The organism is Lysinibacillus sp. SGAir0095 (genome assembly GCF_005491425.1).
In the GTDB taxonomy this organism is placed as follows: Bacteria; Bacillota; Bacilli; order Bacillales_A; family Planococcaceae; genus Ureibacillus.
In genome coordinates this window covers 2046952-2067546 of record NZ_CP028083.1, presented here as the reverse complement: position 1 = coordinate 2067546, position 20595 = coordinate 2046952, and the positions used below count along the sequence as shown (strand labels likewise).

At 34.6% G+C, this 20595-nt stretch carries 19 protein-coding genes, 2 pseudogenes and 1 riboswitch; of the genes and pseudogenes, 8 read left to right on the top strand and 13 right to left on the bottom strand.

The window, feature by feature from the left end:
* Positions 1-2: 2 nt before the first annotated feature.
* The 3 genes from C1N55_RS10165 to C1N55_RS10155 all read left to right on the top strand — a co-directional run bounded on the left by C1N55_RS10165 (position 3) and on the right by C1N55_RS10155 (position 2839).
* A complete protein-coding gene (locus C1N55_RS10165) occupies positions 3-1382 on the top strand; it encodes a MocR-like pyridoxine biosynthesis transcription factor PdxR (protein WP_137728721.1) in 1380 nt (459 codons plus the stop codon).
* A gap of 634 nt (positions 1383-2016) precedes the next feature.
* Positions 2017-2112, top strand: a riboswitch (guanidine-I (ykkC/yxkD leader).
* Between the two features lie 71 nt (positions 2113-2183).
* Entirely contained in the window at positions 2184-2525 is a 342-nt protein-coding gene (locus tag C1N55_RS10160; RefSeq protein ID WP_137728720.1) for a DMT family transporter, read from the top strand.
* Positions 2525-2839 carry a DMT family transporter gene (locus C1N55_RS10155; protein ID WP_137728719.1) on the top strand — a complete coding sequence of 105 codons (315 nt, stop codon included), beginning with the start codon at positions 2525-2527 and terminating at the stop codon, positions 2837-2839. The genes C1N55_RS10160 and C1N55_RS10155 overlap by 1 nt, the downstream gene beginning before the upstream one ends.
* Before the next feature lie 195 nt (positions 2840-3034).
* Here the strand turns inward: C1N55_RS10155 and C1N55_RS10150 are convergent, their stop codons facing one another.
* Both C1N55_RS10150 and C1N55_RS10145 read right to left on the bottom strand, forming a co-directional pair.
* On the bottom strand, positions 3035-4171 hold the full coding sequence (locus C1N55_RS10150; protein ID WP_137728718.1) for an MFS transporter: 1137 nt from the start codon (positions 4169-4171) through the stop codon (positions 3035-3037).
* Between the two features lie 205 nt (positions 4172-4376).
* A complete protein-coding gene (locus C1N55_RS10145; protein ID WP_137728717.1) occupies positions 4377-4829 on the bottom strand; it encodes an SRPBCC family protein in 453 nt (150 codons plus the stop codon).
* 449 nt (positions 4830-5278) lie between these two features.
* Between C1N55_RS10145 and C1N55_RS10140 the strand changes: the two are divergent.
* The 3 genes and pseudogenes from C1N55_RS10140 to C1N55_RS10130 all read left to right on the top strand — a co-directional run.
* A pseudogene (locus C1N55_RS10140) lies at positions 5279-6051 on the top strand (IS110 family transposase); the annotation flags it as partial.
* Between the two features lie 300 nt (positions 6052-6351).
* Positions 6352-6906, top strand: coding sequence for a hypothetical protein (locus C1N55_RS10135; protein ID WP_137728716.1), 555 nt, complete (start codon positions 6352-6354; stop codon positions 6904-6906).
* Between the two features lie 67 nt (positions 6907-6973).
* Positions 6974-7159, top strand: a complete 186-nt coding sequence (locus C1N55_RS10130; RefSeq protein WP_137728715.1) for a hypothetical protein — start codon at positions 6974-6976, stop codon at positions 7157-7159.
* A gap of 200 nt (positions 7160-7359) precedes the next feature.
* On the opposite strand, the pseudogene C1N55_RS10125 reads toward C1N55_RS10130, so the two are convergent.
* The 7 genes and pseudogenes from C1N55_RS10125 to C1N55_RS10095 all read right to left on the bottom strand — a co-directional run.
* A pseudogene (locus C1N55_RS10125) lies at positions 7360-7710 on the bottom strand (transposase); the annotation flags it as partial.
* 1041 nt (positions 7711-8751) lie between these two features.
* Positions 8752-9315 (bottom strand): DUF6434 domain-containing protein, encoded by a 564-nt coding sequence (locus tag C1N55_RS10120; protein WP_137728714.1) that lies wholly within the window; start codon positions 9313-9315, stop codon positions 8752-8754.
* A gap of 185 nt (positions 9316-9500) precedes the next feature.
* Complete coding sequence (locus C1N55_RS10115) at positions 9501-9890, bottom strand: hypothetical protein (RefSeq protein ID WP_137728713.1); 390 nt, start codon at positions 9888-9890, stop codon at positions 9501-9503.
* 179 nt (positions 9891-10069) lie between these two features.
* A complete protein-coding gene (locus C1N55_RS10110; RefSeq protein WP_137728712.1) occupies positions 10070-11449 on the bottom strand; it encodes a sensor histidine kinase in 1380 nt (459 codons plus the stop codon).
* Positions 11446-12123, bottom strand: a complete 678-nt coding sequence (locus tag C1N55_RS10105) for a response regulator transcription factor (protein ID WP_137728711.1) — start codon at positions 12121-12123, stop codon at positions 11446-11448. Before C1N55_RS10105 ends, C1N55_RS10110 begins: the two co-directional genes overlap by 4 nt.
* A gap of 184 nt (positions 12124-12307) precedes the next feature.
* A complete protein-coding gene (locus tag C1N55_RS10100; protein WP_137728710.1) occupies positions 12308-13015 on the bottom strand; it encodes an ABC transporter ATP-binding protein in 708 nt (235 codons plus the stop codon).
* Between the two features lies 1 nt (position 13016).
* A complete protein-coding gene (locus tag C1N55_RS10095; protein ID WP_137728709.1) occupies positions 13017-14051 on the bottom strand; it encodes an ABC transporter permease in 1035 nt (344 codons plus the stop codon).
* 336 nt (positions 14052-14387) lie between these two features.
* Here C1N55_RS10095 and C1N55_RS10090 point away from each other — a divergent pair, with 336 nt between their 5' ends.
* A complete protein-coding gene (locus C1N55_RS10090) occupies positions 14388-15512 on the top strand; it encodes an NADH:flavin oxidoreductase (RefSeq protein ID WP_255502533.1) in 1125 nt (374 codons plus the stop codon).
* Between the two features lie 140 nt (positions 15513-15652).
* Here C1N55_RS10090 and C1N55_RS10085 read toward each other — a convergent pair whose 3' ends face one another.
* Complete coding sequence (locus C1N55_RS10085) at positions 15653-16135, bottom strand: immunoglobulin-like domain-containing protein (RefSeq protein WP_137728708.1); 483 nt, start codon at positions 16133-16135, stop codon at positions 15653-15655.
* Between the two features lie 83 nt (positions 16136-16218).
* On the bottom strand, positions 16219-17118 hold the full coding sequence (locus C1N55_RS10080) for a LysR family transcriptional regulator (protein WP_137728707.1): 900 nt from the start codon (positions 17116-17118) through the stop codon (positions 16219-16221).
* A 119-nt stretch (positions 17119-17237) separates the two neighbouring features.
* Here C1N55_RS10080 and C1N55_RS10075 point away from each other — a divergent pair, with 119 nt between their 5' ends.
* Positions 17238-18275 (top strand): YeiH family protein, encoded by a 1038-nt coding sequence (locus C1N55_RS10075; protein WP_137728706.1) that lies wholly within the window; start codon positions 17238-17240, stop codon positions 18273-18275.
* Positions 18276-18527: 252 nt separating this feature from the next.
* Here C1N55_RS10075 and C1N55_RS10070 read toward each other — a convergent pair whose 3' ends face one another.
* Both C1N55_RS10070 and C1N55_RS10065 read right to left on the bottom strand, forming a co-directional pair.
* Positions 18528-19145, bottom strand: a complete 618-nt coding sequence (locus tag C1N55_RS10070) for a carboxymuconolactone decarboxylase family protein (protein ID WP_137728705.1) — start codon at positions 19143-19145, stop codon at positions 18528-18530.
* Positions 19146-19238: 93 nt separating this feature from the next.
* A complete protein-coding gene (locus C1N55_RS10065; RefSeq protein WP_137728704.1) occupies positions 19239-20570 on the bottom strand; it encodes a short-chain fatty acid transporter in 1332 nt (443 codons plus the stop codon).
* Positions 20571-20595 lie beyond the last annotated feature (25 nt).

Sequence of the window (20595 nt, the reverse complement as noted above, 5' to 3'; positions counted from 1 at the left end):
TTATGGAGAATATCATTTTTACTATAGAGAAGGGCACTTCTAAATACATACAAATCTATAAGCAATTTAAATTACTGATTGAACAAGGTGACATTCCTGCGAACGACCAATTACCTTCTATTCGCCAGCTCGCTGATTCACTGCGAATTAGTCGTAATACTACATTAATGGCTTATGAACAACTTGTTGCAGAAGGCTATATTCGTGGAGAAGGAAGAAGAGGCTATTTTGTCAATGAATTAGAAGCTCATATAGTTAAAGAGGGTGCCATTTCGATTCCTGATCAGCAATCTGAACCAACTACAAACTATATCGTGGATTTTAAAGCTGGATCAGTCGATCAAGCAAATTTTCCGTTAAAAGCTTATAGAAGAATTTCAAATTCAGTCCTTACCTTACAGGAGACTTTTCTATACGGAAATCCCTTTGGTGAAATGTGTTTGAGGGAACAAATTGCTACTTATTTACTCCAATCTCGTGGAGTAAAAACAAATCCAAATGCCATTATCATTGGGAGCAGCACCCAACAAATGTTGATTCATCTTGGTCAAATATTAAAAGACGATTTTCAAAGCATAATCGTTGAGAATCCGGGGTATGACGGGGCAAGAGAGGCATTTTTATTTCATCAATTTACACTTGAAACGTTATCAGTAGATGAAACTGGGGCTGATTTCTCACAATTAGATGATATGAAATCACGGCTAATTTATGTGACTCCTTCTCACCAAAGCCCAATAGGCGTCAGCATGTCTATTCAAGAAAGGCAAAAGCTCATTCAGTGGGCAGACAAGAGAAACGGCTATATTATTGAAGACGATTATGATAGTGAATTTCGCTATACACAACAGCCTTTTCCAGCACTTGCTTCCATTGATTCAACAAAGGTGATCTATTTAGGAAACTTCTCAAAGTCCTTTCTGCCTGGAATGCGTCTCAGCTATATGGCGTTGCCAGAGGTGCTTTTAAATCGTTATCAAAATCAATTCAAGTATTTTGAAAGTACATCTTCCCTTTTAAGCCAATTGACCATGGCTAAATTTATGGAAGAAGGTGAATGGAACCGCCATATTAAACGGATGCGACTCGTTTACAAGAACAAAATGCAATGTATTGTGTCAGCCTTAAATAAACAGTTCGGTCAGCATATTTCCATTATCGGGGAACAATCTGGTTTGTATGTATTAGTTAAAATTCATGATGACCGACCTGAAGATTGGTTCATTGAACGTGCCTCTAATTATGGAGTTAAAGTATATCCAACAAGCATTTACTACTTTAATAATCAATCTGATGTCCCCATCCTTAAACTTGGTTTTAGTAATCTCAATTGTGACCAAATAAATTTCGGTGTGAATCTCTTAAAAAAGGCTTGGTTATAAAATATCCCCTCAAGATTTTATGTTGTATAAAATCTCGGGGTATTTAATGTAATTAAGGATTATATTCAACTATCTTTTTTACAAGAGTTTATTCAAGAAAATGGACAGATTAGGGTATATAGGAGATGTAAGTTTGTCAATTAGGCACTTAAAGAGTGAAATATTTTAATGTAATTTAAATAGCGTTAATCCAAGTGAATTAATGCTTTAATTCTTGTGCTACTACCCTGACTAATAGTCGAATAACTATTAATAAATTATTACTCCATCAAATGGCCATTTAATGGAAAAAGACGTATTTATCGCTATTGTACCGAATACTCTCTTTTCTCATATATTGCCGATTTAAATTGGTAAGTACGAAATTAAACTAGCTACCAGATATATATACGTCTCTTTATTTTTCCAATAAAAAACCTTTGTAGCAATACTACTAGAGTTTTACATTGCTTAATTCCACAATCTGGCCCTGTTTACTGAAATGGGACTATTCATCTTCAAGAATTCCGTCTGTTTGTTGAATAAGGTGCTACATCAATTAGTTCATTTATTTCAAGAAGATAAAGTAAATATTCTATCAATCTATCCTTGACTATAATTAAAAATTGTGTATAATACAAGGTAATTGCATAAGTTAAATGTTTTCTAGGGTTCCGCAGCGAAACGTTGGTCTGGTCCGAGAGAAAACTCACAGCTTGCTGTGTCACGGAAGGATAAAAGCCTGGGAGATACTGTTTTTTACAGTTATCTCTTGGGCTTTTTTTCATTTTTGGCGAAAATAAAATCGGAGGTGTTTTTTTAATGAATTCAGATTGGTTGAAAGTATTTGTTGCCGCTTTTTTTGAAGTTCTATGGGTTATTGGTTTAAAACACTCTTATGATTTGTGGACTTGGGCTGGGACTGTTATTGCGATCATCATTAGCTTCTATGTAATGATCATGGCAGGAAAAAAACTCCCTGTAGGAACGGTATATGCAGTTTTTGTTGGGCTAGGTACTGCTGGCACGGTCTTTTCTGAAATTCTATTCTTTGGTGAACCTTTTAAAATAGAAAAAGTACTGTTAATTTTAGTTTTATTAGTTGGTGTTATTGGCCTGAAATTAGTTACGAAAGATACGAGTCAGGAAGGAGAAGAAATTTAATGGCATGGATTACTTTAATATTAGCAGGTTTATGCGAAATGTTTGGTGTTGCTATGATTAATAAATTGCACAAAGATCGTAATTGGCAATCATTAGTTCTTTTAATTCTTGGGTTTGGAGCAAGCTTCATATTCCTTGCTTATTCGATGGAAGCTCTTCCCATGGGTACAGCTTATGCAATCTGGACAGGAATTGGTGCATCTGGCGGAGCAATTTTAGGAATGATTTTATATGACGAATCCAAAGACTGGAAAAGACTTGTTTTTATAGGCATGGTTTTAGGTGCAGCAATAGGATTAAAATTCGTCTCATAATAAGTTTAATACAGCCTAATTTTTGTATAGCACATAAAAATTAGGCTTGTCTTAATCAACAAACCATTCCTAAATAAAAAAAGCACAATTCTAATTCAAGAATCGCGCACGATTGTTGAAAAACGATCAGCTTCTATTAGCTGGTTTGTTTAATAGGTTAATTGAATTAAAATACAAGTTAGAAAAAACTGGATATTATTTGACTTCTTTTACCTTTTGTGTACTAAGTGCAAAACTTATAATTGCTGCGACGCTACAAACATATGGGAGTAAAGAATAACCCCAATTAGAAATGACATAACCTCCAATCAGTGAACCAATGGTGATGCCAATATACAGAGCTGTATTATTCCATGCCATAACCATTCCTCTTTCATTTGGATATTCTACCACTAACCGTGCTTGGTATGATGTAAATCCTGCATAGCCAACTAAGGCCCAAATAAAAAGAAAGAAATAAACCCAATCGCCATATGAGAAGAATATTCCTAAACAAATGAGTATCAGAGTCAATAAAATTAGTGCAAACTTCGAAATTTTCCTTGCTCCTAATTTATCTGTTAATTGACCACTCGTTAAGCTTCCTAGAACAGCACCAACACCATAAAAAGTTACAGCTAATGCGATTTCTGATGATGAGAATCTATTTTCCGAGTAAAGCGCTGCACCTAAATAAACATAAATAGCATACATAGAAATTGCCCAAATGGTGGTAACACTAACGGAACTAAGTATTCTTAGCAAATTTCCTTCTAATATATTTTTTGTTAAATCACTTTTATGAATAGACTCCCAGGTTTTAAAATTCACTACCGTCAATATGGCTCCTATAATTGCCATTACAACAAATACTGATCGCCACCCAAGAAAATGTTCTAATAAAGCACCCAATGGCGCCCCTGCCCAAAGAGCAGTTAAGTGTCCAGAGACAACTATCGAAAGCCATGTTCCTCTTCGATTTGGCGGTGCAATATCCCCAATGATTGCGTATATCAAAGGAGTGATTGAAGCAACGGACAAACCAGCTAAAATACGGCTAACAATTAGCCATAAAAATGAAGAAGCAAAAGCAGTTAGTATGTTGGAAATAACGAACAATAGTAAACCAAATATAATAAAAGTTCTTCGGCCTTTTTTATCTGAAAGCCACCCAAATATAGGCGCTGAAAAAGCATATGTTACTGCAAAAACAGTTACCATCCATCCTGTGGTTTCTGGACTAACCCTATATGCTTCCGAAATGAACGGTAGTAACGGAGACACAACAAATAAGTCAGTACCCATTAGAAACAAAGTTATCCAACCAACACTTAAACTTATCCTTTCTCGCAACTCCAGCCATCTCCCCTCAAAAGTATATATACATGTATATTCCAAAGATTATAAAAAGGACTTTATACAAGCTTTAAAATTATTATTAACAGAATAGATTAGAACTTCATTAGTTTTCGATTACTCTCTTATTCAACAATCTGGCCCTATTGCTGCAAAAAGCGCAATTCTACTCAAGAATTGCGCCCGATAATGGAATAAGTTATTAATGTGTTTCTGCAATCCTTTTTAATTCTTTTGCTCGGCTTATTATAAACCTTGTCATATATCTCTCCAAAAACAATTTGTCAGCAATTAACCCAATTGGACCATAAGGTGACTTATACTCAAATATATCAATCATTAAAGTTCCACCTTTTTCTTTTCTAAATCGATGTGTATGGGTAAAAGATTGAAAGGCTCCTTTTATCATAATATCAACAAATTCAGTAGGTTTTTTCATATAAATTACTTTTGCCGTTAGTCTTTGTTTAATGCCAAAGTGAGTGGCTTCCCAAGTAACAGTATCGCCTTCTTTTAATAAGCCCTGTGTAACACCACCAACAGCTTTTTCCTTTGTTTTAGCAGTTGTTTTAGTATGAATATCTACGTTCCTTGCAAGGTCAAAACATACTTCCATAGGTGCTTTTATAAATTGCATGTGCTTAATAATTGGCATTTGCATTCTCCTTAATAAAACATATCTCTATCAACACTATTGATAGTTTAAGTTCGTATTTCATAAACTTATCCATATTTTAGCATTGATATGATTCAATTGTGGATTGTTACTCAAGAAAATGCCCCGATTCATGAAGAAAGACCCTCTCCTTATCAAGGAAAGCGCCCGATCGTATTATAAAGTCAGCCAGAAAATATTTCTGGTTGACCAATTTTTATATCGATATATGATAACGGTAGCCGGGGTAGAACGTTCGCGCCAGTGGGGCTAGACCCCGTCCGCAAAACAGTTCGCCCCTACTTGTAGAAACATGTTTGAGGCTGGTTGGGACAATGATCTCGTATACCAAGCGAAGCTATGACACTACAAAGAGGATTTAGGGGTTACCTGCAATTATCAATTTGAAGGAGGAATTATAATGAATCCAGTCATTGGTCTGGATGTAGCGAAAGGTAAAAACAGATATCAATTATGCCAATCACCTCTGCGAGCTGTATTATAAGGAGGATTTAGAGCCTTATAAAAAGCGTGGTATCCAACTTACGAACTTACGTCATCTTACGAGACAGCACGATAATATTACAGGTATGAAAGAATTCTGTAATACTCGTTCTCTACAATGGGCAAATCAACAGGCCTGAAAAGTTAATGAATGCCGCAGCAAAAAATACTTTTCAGAAGGCTCTATACTCTAGTCTTGCCCTAAGCTTAGATATGTATATTAATATGCTTTTTGAATACAAAAAACATCTATCCATACTTGAAAATGAGATAGATGCTTTAGCAAAAGGTATTGAAGAATTTGAGATTATCCAATCAATTCCCGGTATCGGAAAAAAAATCGCTGCCACGATTGTATCTGAAATTGGGGAAATTGAAAGATATAATCATCCTAAGAAACTCGTCGCATTTGCCGGTCTTGATCCAAGTGTGTTTGAATCTGGTGCCTTCAAAGGTACTTACAACCGAATAACCAAAAGAGGCTCTAGCAGACTACGGCAAGCTTTGTATATGGCTGTTAAATGTGCTATTCGTGACCGCCGAATAAAGAAAACAACGGATGAAGTCCTTCCTCGTAATAAGAAATTACGGGCGTTCTATGATAAAAAACGTGAAGAAAGAAAATCGTATAAAGTAGCTGTAATAGTTTGTGCAAACAAACTATTACATTGGATTTATGCACTTAAGAAGTAAAACTTCCTTCCAAGACTTTGCTTGATTTAACAAATTAACCAAGTGGCCCTAAACTTTCCAAATCTAGTTTGAACGGTTATTTGGTATGCACAAATTTAGTATAACTTGATTTTTTTATTATTTTTATTGACAACTATTAGCTGGTTTTGTGGGACGTGATAATTTCATAACTACAAGCTCTACACTACTCTCCGAGAATTCAACAATCAAAACAAAAGACCTTAAAACTATTTTCACCCTGTATCAAATATATTACAAAAAAATTACATTAAGATTACATATGCTAATCTATAAGAGATTCAAAAAACAATTGGAGGAAAACATCATGAAAAAACTATTGCTTAGTTCGGTTGCTACGTTACTAGTTACATCATCAGCAATTGGATTCGCAAATTCGGCTGATGCAGCTGCACCAACACCAGATTCAAACTCATTTAAGAAAAACTTAGGAGAAGTACAACAAACTCCACTTATTAGTAGCGAGAGCGAAAACATAATTTCAATAACTCCGTTCGCTAATGATCAAGGTGGTGGTGGTGAAGTTAAATTTATCTATGTTGACAAATACATAAAAGCTCAAGGGTATATGAATAATACGCAATTGAAAAGTTATGTACAACACGTTAAAAACAGAAATAATGGTATGACTGTTTTGGCAGCAACTATGGGGTGGCTATCACTAAATCCGATTATCGGAGGTACTATAAGTACTGCTTCTGTTGTAGCTTCTATTTTCACAAATTTTGATGATATCTCAAATAAAGCAGCTCAAGGATATGGAATGGGTTGGGTAGAAATGTATTCAACTGGAACACAAAGTTTAACAATAATACCACGTAGAGATTTTTCAAAAGTTAAAACTTTATACGTGAAAAACTAAAAAGTTTATGTTTAAATTTGGTATAGAGACAAATTTAAAGAGACTCTAAAAAATTGGAGGAGTTCTCATGAAAAACACTTTATTTATTACTTTGAATTTTCTTATTTTATTTGGCATAGGGGTTTATTTACTGGTTTATTCTTTTACAGCTAATGTAGAAGCAAAAACTGGGATTCCTGCAATATCAGGTACTCTAATAGGTTTTTCAATATATTCAACATATGTATATTCAAAAACAAAGATTAAAGCCTAAAAAACACAAAATAAAAGAATGACAGTAGTCACTCTTTTCAGAATGTCGACAAAAAGCCTTCAGAATGGTCTCATTCTGAAGGCCTTTTGTATTTTGAATGACTTTTTGGGTATTTTGCAGTGTTATTTTAAGGGAAAGTACTCTATGAGTATCCTTATTTAAATCATTTCTGGAGCCTGCCACGTCCAATTGGCAAGCTTCTATAAATTCATGGCAGCAAAAGTAAGCATGGCCTGCATTTACAATTTTTTAATCCCACGTAGGGTTGTCCAACGCATACCATGCTTTTCTTTCGCATCCGCAAAGACCCGTTCAATCGTTTCTTTACGTCTCGCATTTATTTGTTTGATATCGTTTTGATGATGAAGATGATTCGCTTCTTCAACATGATGTGCCCAAATATGACGCTCAATGATTTTTCGGTGGTCTTTACTATTTGTACATTGAGCAAGTAAAGAACAGGTTGCACATTGAGTAGGGTTTGATTTGTATTGGCGTTTTCCATCTTTAGTCGTTGTCGGATATTTTAGGAGTTGCCCTTCCGGACAAAGCTATTATTCCACCATTATCACCAGTCTCATCGACAAGCAAAAGATCTACAATTTTTTCAATATCAATTGTCTCATTAAAACTTCAGCTATTTCTTCTGATGTCTTCCCATTGATATTATCATAATAAAAAGCCATCTCAGTGTCTGATTTATTTGACTCTTTAACCTCTGTCAACTTTTTTATATTTTCCAACTTTACATCAGCTGCTATACTAATTCACTTTCCGAACTTCTTTCTCTTCTTAATGTTAATTCTGCTATAACCAAAATACTAATATACATTTCAACCTTTCACTTAATTATACATTCAAATATACCAAAAAATAGAAAAAATCTAACCATTAAATTATATTGTTTAAAAATTCACAAAAAAAAGAGTCAGCTTTTATTTAAACTGCCTCAAAAGATATAGAATATTTTATGTAATGATTGAAGACATATAAAATTGAAGATTCTCAACTAAAAACGAATAAATTACATACCTATACTCCAAATGTTGTTCTTCTTATACCTCTTTACCAAGTGATGTCAATTTATAGTATAAAGAATTTTAAAGTGTCAGTTGACAATCAAAATATAATGAACTCTTATAAAATAGGAGGTTCATTTTAATGAGAATAATTTCTTCTTCAGAAAACCCTTAAATTCCTAGCATTTATTATACTTCTACTTAAAAGATAAGGCTTTTTATATATTATGATTAAAATTTTCCAATTTAGCAATAATAATATTAGGAGTAATGTTAATGAACATAACTTCTAAGGAACAACCTTATAATTCTCTATCCCACACCAATAATTATAGGTAGTTTTAGATAAGTCTGTTTTGTACGAACTTAATAGATATTATGTAAACTATAAAAAAATCAAACAGAACAATAACTAGTCAAAAAACTTCTCATAATTACTTTTATCATCAAGTTCCTCCTCCAAACTTGATGATGATAATTGGGATCGACTTAACTTCTCACCCATTTTATTAATAAAGAAGCATTTCAAGCATTTCTTATTATAATCTGCACCCCAAATGAAGAAATATGTAATTAGCTTCTATATTTGTTGCTTCCCGGTAGTGTTTTTATGATATTCCAAGCTTTAATTGCATCTTCTCGATTGTGTTCTTTGTTATTTGGATCTGCAAAATAATCTCTAATAAACTGATTGTATTCAAATTGCGGGCCGATTTGTTTTTTATACGAAGGATTCTTTTTTCTTTCTTCCTCTTCATACCACGCATTTATAACGTCACGATAAGTTTTACCCACATTATTTTTAAAATAATTTTGAATATAAGTTGAAAAATGAAACTTTGGAATTTCAGTCTTGAAGAAGGCTCTTACAGCTTGACTACAACGGTGTTCTTCAGTAATAACCGTATCTAGATTTAAATTTGTAGGCAATACATCTTTTGAAGGAGACTTTCTTTTCTTCGGAATCTTTTGTATTTCTCCGGTTTGTAGAAATGCTGCTACCCTATCCGTTATTTCAATTTTAGTACCAGAAGTAGTCAGCCCATTCTCTCTACAAAAAGATTGTAATTCTTCTTTTAACCAATAGAAATTAAGAAATTCCGTTACATTTAGATTTTTATTCAGTATGGGTCTCATATATTTCACCTCCATATTAAATAACTCTATTATAGAACATACGTTTTGTCATGTCACCTATTCATGCCATTTGTTCCACAAGCTGGTTATAATAAAAACCTAAACACGATTATTCAATAAAACAAACTAAGAAGGCCATTTTTCACTCAATGTGATATACCTCGAAAACAAGTGAATTAAGGAAATTATGCATTTTCCTTGAATAACAATGTTAATAAGAAGAAACAAACAAAACTTACAAGTAACGAAATCCCCCCACCAATATAAAAAGTCAATGTTAATCCTTCAGGAAGATGAAATGGCTTAACCAAGTATAACCACATGCCCACTGTTAAGCCCACAGATCCTATAATGGCACTCCAAACATGTATTGTTGACAATATTATTTGCGAGGTTTTGAAAACCTGATAGAAAACCGCCCATGCAAAAAGACTTAACCAACCAACGACTAAAATATGTGCATGAATTGGACGGAATGCATAAGAGTCTGAACCTGCCATATGTGCACCCAAAATCGCTCCTATTACACCGAAAACACCAGCAAATCGTAACAATACTTGACTATAGTTATTCATAACAAGATTACCCTCCACATTATAGCATTTGTATAAATAAGCACACTTCACTTACACAACTCTAATTTACGCCCTAAATATGAACAGAAGATGAATAAATGTTTACAAAAAAAGAGTCATTCATTAGCGATTGGCAATTGCTTCGGTAATGAATGACAATTAAAAAAAGTAATTATAAATTATTTAATTGGTAATTGAACAGAAAAAGTAGTTCCTTTTTCTTCAATACTATTTACTGTAACATGACCATCATGTAATTGAACAATGGTCCAAACAATCGATAAGCCTAATCCTGTTCCAGAGATTGTTTGAGTTCGTGCAGTATCTGCCCGATAAAAACGATCGAATATCCGCTCTACTTCCGTATTTTTTAATCCTATTCCTGTATCTTGAAACGTTACTAATATCGATTCTCCTTTTGCTTCAATTGAAATTTCTATATTGCCCTCAGGCTTATTATATTTAATGGCATTTGACAGTAAATTATCCCATACCGTATTGAGCAGAGATGGGTCACCAACGATTTCACAATCAGGCAAAGAATAGCTAATCATGATACTGTTTTCGCTTACTAGCCATTGATAGTTTCGTACCAATTTCTTAATTTGTTGTCCAACATTAAATGACTTCTTCTTCAAAATATCCTCATTGCGATCTAGTGATGCAAGGAGTAATAATTGCGTGGTTAAAGTAGATAGCCTCTTAATTTCACCGTTTACAATGGAGATGTAATGGCCCCTTTCTTCTGGACCGATTGATTCATTTTCCAAAAGTTTTGTATATCCTTTTATATTGGATAAAGGTGACTGAATATCATGAGATATGTTTGAGATGAACTCCTTTCTCATATCATCCATTTGTTCTAATTTTTGGGCCATTCGTAAAAAGCTTCGGGAAAGTTCTCCAAGCTCATCATAACGATTAATCTCAAGTTCAACATCAAAATCGCCATTGGAAAGTGATTTTGTAGCTTTTGTTAGTTTGGAAATTGGCTTTACTAAATATTTTGTACTAAAAACCACCATTACGATGCTCAGAAGAATTGTGTATGCAAGCAGCCACCCAAATAGAAGATGCATCTCATTAAAAAGAAGTTTAATATCCGGCCTTATAAATAGAGCATAAATTTTTTCGTCATGTGCTAATGGGACGCCAATTGTATTCTTCAATTCATTTGCAAAGAAGCCTGTTACAAATGTTTCTTGGGGAAAATGAAGAATACCGTGATAAGTATTGCCCTTTAAGACATATTCTTTAGTTGAAACCGGAAGATTAATCTCTCTAAAGTTTGCACCCCAATAAGATTCAGCTCCAGAATTATCCACTAAGTATATTTGATATCCGATTGAAGAAATATTCTCTAGATACTCTTTTAAATTCAACTTAGGATGCTCGTCCGTAAATGTAGCGATAGATTGTGCAATTTTAGTGATTTTTTCATCGTTTGAGGGTTTTAATTTTTGCTGATAGTAAGAATTGGATAGTAAAAATGCAAGAATACTACTTAAAACCATAATTCCAACTGTAATAACAACAAATTTGACATAAAGAGTCTTCATTGCGTTGCCTCCAGTGAATAGCCCACCCCTCGTATTGTTTTAATTTGAAAATCATCAGTCAATATAGAAAAACGGTCTCTTAATCTTTTAATATGTACATCTACCGTTCGTTCATCTCCTTCATAATCCAAACCCCATATATGTACGATTAAATGATCTCTGGTAAACACCTGCCTAGGATTTGCCATTAAGAAATACAAAAGTTCAAACTCCTTTAAGGGTAAAAGAATAGTTCTGACGCCGATCATAACTTCATAGCTTTTTTTGTTTATAGTAGTATTGCCTATGCGAACAATCGGCTCATCTGGTTGAATATCATATCGCCGCAACAAAGCTTTGATTCGAAAGCTTAATTCTTTCAGTTCAAATGGTTTAACAAGATAATCGTCTGTACCTGCTTGAAAACCTTGCTCTTTATCCTCGATTTGATTTTTTGCTGTCAAAAGAATAATCGGAATATTATACTGTCTTCGAATTTCTTTCGTTAATGTATAACCATCCATAAAAGGCATCATTACATCAACAACTGCTAAATGACATTTTTCCATAGCGAGGAGCTCTAATGCTTTAATTCCGTCTTTTGCTTCAAATACTTTGTATCCTTGTTCACTCAAATGAATGTTAATAAGGTTTAAAATATTAATATCATCATCGACTATTAGAATTTTCTTCATACTATCCTCCGATTGTTAAGAATTAAATGCTTTATTTTTATGAAAATCTACGTCTGAAATGTTTTTACTGCTGTCTTTATAACATAATAAGCGAACCATTACTATCAACTATCATTAACTTAATGCAAATAAAATTAGCCCAGTACAAAGCAGGGCTAATTGTTTATATGAAGAAATGTTGATTTTAAGATGGAAGTTCAACGATCGAATCGCCATTTTGTAAAATTAGACCATCACTCATTTTAATTATATGATCAGAGTATGCAAGCGTTTCTTCGTCATGGGTAACCATTAGGGTCGTTATATTCAGGGTCTTTGTTAAATATCTGATTAATGACATAACATCTTCAGACCTTTTGGAATCTAGACTTGCTGTTGGTTCATCTGCGAAAAGAACTTTTGGTTTATGAATAATCGCACGTGCTATTGCTACCCGCTGTTTTTCCCCACCAGATAAGGAGGATGGAAAGGCATTTTTCCGATGTTCCATTCCGACTATTTTTAGAATATGGTTAACCTCCTTTTTTTGTAGATGTTTTGATAATTTAGATTCCGAAACACTCAGCATTAATAGAAGTTGCTCTTCGACTGTAAGAAAAGGAACGAGATGTGCAAATTGAAAGACAAAGCCAAATTCACTTGCACGTATTTTCCGAATTTGCTCTTGGTTCATAGTATGAATACTTTTACCCTCAAATATTATTTGTCCCTTTGATGCGGGTTGTAGTCCTGCTGCGATTGTGAGCAAAGTACTTTTTCCTGAACCTGATGCCCCCACTAATGCCGTAATTTCCCCCTTTTTAAGAGTAAGATTGACTCCTTTTAGTATTTCTTCCTTCACTTCACCATTTGTGAAGGTTTTTTTAACCTCATTAATAGTAAAAAAATCCACGTTACATCTCTCCTTGTTGAATCGCATCTAAAGGCTCAATTTTTCTAATTTGTAATCCAGATAGTGTTGCCCCAATAAATCCAATTATTAGAAAGACAATCGACAGTTGCATTGTTGTATCAAGGCTTAAACTGAAAGGCATTCCTGCAGGTACAATAAAACTAAAGCCTTGACTAATCGCAATAGATAAACAAAGAGCTAATGTTGTTACAAAAACCATTTGTGTCCACATTATTTTGAATAAGGCGCTTGTTTTCAAACCGATTGCTTTTAAAATGCCGTACAAACCAATTTTTTGGACGTTCATCATATAAAAGAAGATTGCGAACAACATTCCACAAATCACGACTAAAAACCAAACAATCATATTAAGGGACATTTGTTCTGCGTTATAACTTGGAATCGTGTCGAGAAATTGCTTCATGGTAAAAGATTGTAAGCTAGCCACCTCTTGTGAATTTTCGATTTCGGGTACGAATATCAATTGCATCTCATCTACTCTATAAATATCTTTGTAGTTCTCAATATTAATAAATGCAACAGGTGCATGGCTGAATTTCTTTTGATCAACAAATCCTTTTACAATAAACTCCCCATTGAATTGTTTGTTCTTTAAAATATCACCAACTTTTATGCCTTCCTCCTCCATTGAGCGATCCAATATGATTTCACCGGCTTTGATATCCTCTATTAATTTCGTCTCAGTTGAGGTGACAAAAGCAACGCTTAATTGTTTACCGTTCTTATCATTCAAAAAACCCATTTGAATAGATAGTGCTGTGGCATCTTTAAAATCGTGTAACATTTTTCTCTGGACACTGTTATCTATTCTAGAAAGACTATAGGTTTCGTCAGCATCTGCATCCATGTAAAATTGCCCGTCTGGTAAATCTTTAATTAATGAAGCATTATCTTGTGACAACCCGTTCGCTAAGCCTGAAATAATAAAAGTTAATAAACTAATCAGAAATACAATTGAACCTAAAATCAAAAATCTTACTTTGTTTCTCCTAATTTCTTTCCACGCAAGGTTCATCTTTAAATCCTCCACTCTCTTTTTGACATTCTTAGAATAAACCTCTTATGTGAATAGACGATGAACAGGATATAACAATTCAAAAAATACATCAGAGCTTGATTGCGAGTTATTGTGCTTTTCTATTAATTAATAATTTGCTACCATGTTTTACCTATAAAATTGATTTATTATAATATTTTTATCTTTGTTTTGGAATAAACTTTAAGTATTCTTCCATAAAATGGACCATTCATGAAGAAAGATGCGTTCCTTATTTAAGGAACGCACCAGTTTCGTATGGTGGAAGTGTAAAAAGGAAACATAAAAAGTGAAATAAGGAAGGAAGTGCTCCACTTGGATAATAACTACGTAGGCCATACATTGTTACAATCTGTACCGTTTGGAAATGAAATGTTAAAAAGCCGGTTAGTAATGGCCCCAATGACAAGAAACTTTTCGCCGGGAGGTGTTCCAGGAGAAAATGTTGCACAATATTACCGTAAACGTGCAGAGAATGGGATTGGACTCCTCATAACTGAAGGAACAGCGATCAACCACCCATCTGCAGTAGCGAGCAACGATATTCCTCGTTTTTATGGTGAGGATGCTTTAGATGGCTGGTCAAATGTAGTGACTCAAGTTCATCAAGCCGGTGGCAAAATCATTCCGCAATTATGGCATGTAGGTGCAGCAAGAAAAGCAGGCAGTGCACCAAATATTGACTCTCCTCCTGTGAGTCCGTCTGGCTTTACCTTGAAAGGTCAAAGAAATGAAAAAATAAAGGCTCTAACAGAAAATGAAGTCATTGAAATGATTGATGCTTATGCCGAAGCAGCCGGAAATGCTAAGCGCATCGGATTTGACGGAATTGAATTGCATGGAGCACATGGATATTTAATTGATCAATTTCTTTGGGAACTAACGAACAAGCGTAATGATGAGTATGGTGGAAATCTAGCAGAGCGAACAAAATTTGCGGCAGATATAGTTCGTGCTTGCCGGAAAGAAGTGGGGCCTGAGTTTCCGATTGTCTTTCGTTATTCCCAATGGAAAGGAAGTGATTATGGAGCTAAATTAGCTAAGAACTCTAGTGAGCTTGAACAACTGCTTACTCCCTTGGTTGATGCTGGCGTAGATATTTTTCATTGTTCTACTAGACGAATATGGGAAGCAGAATTTAAAGATGAAGATCTATCTTTAAACTTAGCTGGCTGGACTAAACGAATTACGAACAGACCAACGATTGCGGTAGGTTCTGTTGGAATTAATCGCGCATATTTGAGCAATCAGGATAATGATAATTTAACGATTGTAGACAATCTCAAAATGATAGATACCAAAATCAAAGAAGGCGAATTTGACTATGTAGCAGTCGGACGTGCATTGTTGGCTGACCCAGAATGGGCAGTAAAACTCAAAAAGGGTAAACTTGACCAAGTATTGCATTACACGAAGGAAGCTGAGAAAGAGCTGGTTTAATTACATGTAAGAACACGTATTTTTTAGTTTGTAGCTAAACATCATATCTTCTGAATTGCTTTCTAAATAACACCCATAGGGGCCCTGCAAAACCCAAATGGGTGTTATCCACATTAGTGCAACAAAATTCTTCAAAGCTGTTATTCTTTAATTTCAAATTCAGCTCCAAGAACAACTTCACCTTCGTTTATATTGAAGGCTTTAATGATTCGATAGTTTCCTTGTGTAATTTGATAATTCAAATATTCAAGTGGTACTGCCTGTTCGTATTCCGAATTAGGTTCTATTCCTAAGCCAATGTCTGTAAACGAGAGATTTTTATACGGAATTCGATACCAAGTTCCGTTAATTAACTTTTCTATGTAAAGAGGTACTCCAAAACCGACAGTTGTTGTTCCCGCATTCTCTATTTTTAGAATTAGTTCATTCAATTGCGTTGAATATTCATTTTTATCGGTCGTAACTTCAATTTCTGTTAGTTCTTCATTTAATTTATTCGGTAAATCTCCGTACTCAGACTCTTCTTCCAAAAACTCTTCTCCTGAATCAGTAAAATTGTACGAACATGCTGAAATAAACATCGTTATTCCCATCAACGAAACAAAGATATTTCTTGATTTCATTAGTTTATCCCCTCTCATAAATGATTAAAAAAATATCCTGTTCCAACCTCAAAAAGCTCCAATTCTTTTCTTTTACGATAATGTCAGTCAGTAAAATTAGGTATTTCCTTACTTTCTCTTAATAGTTCTAAAAATACTTGCAACGCTTTAGTCTGGAATGGAGATCGTAGCACAACTGAAAAATTCCGTTTAATCGGAAGGTAGTTTAAGTTAATGACACTTAAAGAGCCCATTGAACATTCTTTTCGAATTGTCCAGTAAGAAAGCAGACTAACGCCAAGACCTGCCTCTACAGATTCCTTAATCAGCTGTGTACTCCCAAACTCCAATGTTTTTTGCGGGGTCATTTTACATAATTTGAACATTTTTTCTGTTACTTCTCTTGTTCCTGAACCGTTTTCTCTAACAATCCATGTTTCTTCCTCTAACTCTGTACTGTCAATTTCATTATTTTTTTGAGCCAATCTATGAGTTGATGAAGTCACCAAATACAATAAATCTTCTGCAAAAGGTTCAATTAGTAAATTTTTATTACTGAATTCCCCTTCCACAATACCCACATCTAATTGGTGGCCTAATACCAAATTTGCTATATCTTTTGTGTTTCCGATGCTGATGGTTGGAGTGATCAATGGATACTTATCATGCATTTTTGCAATAATATCTGGTAAAACATATTCTCCAAAAGTATAACTGGCACCAATAGAAAGCGGTCCACTCGGCTTATTGGCTAGGTCATCTATCAAGTAATGCATTTTTGTATAGAGACCTAATATCTCTTTTGCGTGATGATAGACAATTTCTCCAGCTTGATTTAACTGAACGATCTTATTACTGCGATCCAAAAGCTTTGCCCCCATGGTACGCTCAAAAGACTGAATATATTGACTTACTGCAGGTTGAGTCATATGTAATTTTTCTGCTGCACGGGAGAAGTTTTTCATCTCTGCTACCGTTACAAAAACATGTAACTGCTGATCCATTTTATCAATCCTTTCTTGATGTATATTTCATTATATAGTTTTACTTATAATAACTATCATAAATAATTATTTTTCTTATGACTATAAAAGGTTTAGTCTGAGTTAAAGGTGGTGTAGAGATGGTAACGCAATTCTTTAAACGACATAAGCATCCTATCCAGCCCCAAAATGCTTTCTTGAAATGTATAGGTGGAATTGGATTTACTTTTTTGATTGCTCTCCTGGGTTTTTTATTGGCAAAAATTCCAGGATTTAGTTATGTAGGTCAGTTGGGATCCGCCATATTAGTTGCACTCCTGTATCGGCAATTTTGGGGCTATCCAGAATTACTTCGTGCAGGCATCGTATTTTCATCCAAAACATTGTTGAGGTTTGCGATTGTTTTATATGGTTTTAAACTCAATATAGGCGTAGTTTTAGAGGATGGATTAGGTTTACTTGTTCGGGATGCTGGTGTTATTATCTTTTCAATAGTAGCAACGTTATGGCTATCTCGAATGATTGATGCAGATAAAAAAATATCACTACTTCTCGGAGTAGGAACCGGGGTGTGCGGTGCAGCTGCCATAGCTGCCATAGCACCGATTATTAAGTCTAAAGACGAGGACACCGCCATTAGTGTTGGCATTATTGCTTTGGTTGGGACTATTTTTTCGATATCTTATACGATACTACGTCCTTTTCTACCGTTGTCAGAACATGAATATGGGATTTGGTCCGGAATTAGCTTACATGAAATTGCTCATGTAGCTTTAGCAGCAGCACCTGGTGGACAAGATGCGCTCGCGATAGGCTTGCTTGCAAAATTAGGTCGAGTGTTTTTGCTCGTTCCTCTTTGTTTTCTTTTCATCTATATCATAAAAAGGAAAAGCTCTGGGGATGAAAATTCTGAAACGGTGTTTGAATTTCCATGGTTTTTAATAGGGTTCATAGTCATGAGCATTTTGGGAAGTTATGTAATTGGTGTAACTATACCTATTTCAAGCAAATTCATGAGTGGTTTAACCGATTTTTCTTCATGGTGTTTAACAGCGGCCATGGTTGGACTCGGATTAAATGTAAGTCTTCGGGATCTCCGTACAAAAGCCCTAAAACCATTGCTTGCAATGGGGATCACCTCCATCTTACTTTCTACTTTAACTTATTTTATTGTATAGAAATGAAAGGATATAAAAAATCTGGCCCTATATATAAAGAAAGAGTGTGTTTTCTACTCTAGAATTGCGCTCGATAGAAAAACTCCACTCATATCAACTGAGTGGAGTTGTAGCTATGCCATTGTAATAGAATTTTATATAAAACAAATTCAGATGATTTATCAATAATTTTTATCAGATTACATTACTATGAATTTAGACTAACGTCTACGATTTAATTTCAATCGCTATCGGTAAGCAACGGGATTCCCCCTACTCCTGCCAAATTGCTTGAATACCTACCGCATATATACAAAGAATGCGTGTTTCTTCTAAAAAAGCCGTAGTAGCACCTAAATCAAGAGCATTAGCTTTATGAATTTCTATTCCTTTTGGATATTGGTCACACAAGTTTATAGCATAGAGTAAAAGCTCCTTTAAACACCTTGATACGACCCCGTCCCGTAATGATGTTGTACGCAAATTACTATACTTTAGCAAAGTATCCGGTGCATAATCTATTAAATATTGAATCCATTTCGGAAGCTGCTCAAATTCAGATTTATAATATTGAATGCATTGCTCCTGTGACTCAAACGTTGAAATATTTGCTTCATTCATTTGAGAATTCTGATTTGGTGAAAGCTCAATTGCCTTTGTTATTGCTTCAATTCCCGAGAGCCATGTTGGTATGCCTCGAGAAATTATTGCAGCAGATATAAGTTCAGCAATTTCCGCGACGGAATTACCTTCCTTAACTGCTCGCTCCAAAAAGTAAAGCATTTGTCTTTCTTCACGGCGAGCAGCAAATAATCCAACAAGCAATAATGTTTTGTCCTTTGCCTTCATTTCACCATCTTTTAATAACGAATGAACAATTGTTTGCATCATCAATTAACCCCCATAAATAGTAATCAACAATGTGAAATTAAATATTTTGCTATGGATAACAAAGCCTTTGTCCGAAAACAAAGGCTTGTTCCTTTAGAAAAAATATGACCAAGCTAAAATCGCAATAATGTAAATGATCCCCACATAGAACATGATCATTACAAGGAAGCCCATGATATCTTTTAGTTTTAATCGCGATAATGCAAGAGCTGGTAATATCCAGAATGGCTGTACTAAGTCATTCCATGCATTACCTAACATAACTGACATGGATGTTTCGGCGATTGATGATCCTAATTCCTTAGCGGCTTCAATCATAAATGGACCTTGAACTGCCCAGTGTCCACCTGCAGATGGAGCGAAGAAGTTGATAAAAAACGAACTGATTAATCCCCAGAATGGTAATGTTTGCTCATTCGAGATATCAACGAATACTTTTGACATTGTATCTACTAATCCTGAAGTTGCCATGATTGCCATAATACCAGCGTAGAATGGGAACTGCAGTATAATACCTGAAATTGTTTTAATACCATCTGCCAAATGCTCAATATATCGAGCTGGTGTACCAAGTAGAACAATACCTAGAAATAAAATGATAAAGTTTAAGATGTTTAGATTTAATGAATTACCTTGGGTAAAGTAAATCCAAATATAAATAAACCCTAATGCACTAATTGAATAAGCTAGCATTTTGCTGTTATTTAATTTGTTTGCTAAAGTATTGTCTTCTAGTAAAGTTAGTTTTGGTTTAGGCTGATCAGCATAAAGTGCTGGATCGATTTCAACTACGTTTTTCGAATTCTTTGGGTGTAGCATGGCATTAAACAACGGAAGTGTAATTAACAAAACAACTGTTGTTAAGATCATCGGTAAGCTGAAAATTGTTTCTGAAAGCGTGATTAGACCCATTGCATCTTCTAGGAAATGACCGGGTGTTGAAATTAGTATAGGGATAGATGCTGATAAACCTAAACCATAGAATGTAAATCCAGAATAAGCGGCTGCAATTATTAAAGGATAGTGTACACCCTTTACTTTTAATGCTAATTTTTTCGCAATTATCCCACCAATGACTAAACCGAACCCCCAGTTTAAGTAACTTCCAATCCCACCTACTAGGGTTGCAACAATAATTGCTGTCTTAGGTTTATGTACCATGCTAGCGATTTTATTTAAAAATTTGTCTGTAATGGGAGCCGTTGCAAGTACATAACCCATAGCTAGTATTACCGCCATTTGTGTCGTAAACGCAAGTAAATCCCAAAAGCCTGTTCCCCATGCGTTTGTTAAATCTATAAAGCTAGTATCCTCGATTATTAGCGCTAGCACGAATGTTAGCAATGTTAAACCAATTGCAAATACGAACGGATCCGGTAAATACTTTCTCATCAATTCCGTAAAAAAATTTGTTAGTTTTTCCATCCCTTTTCTCCCCCTGAATGTAGTG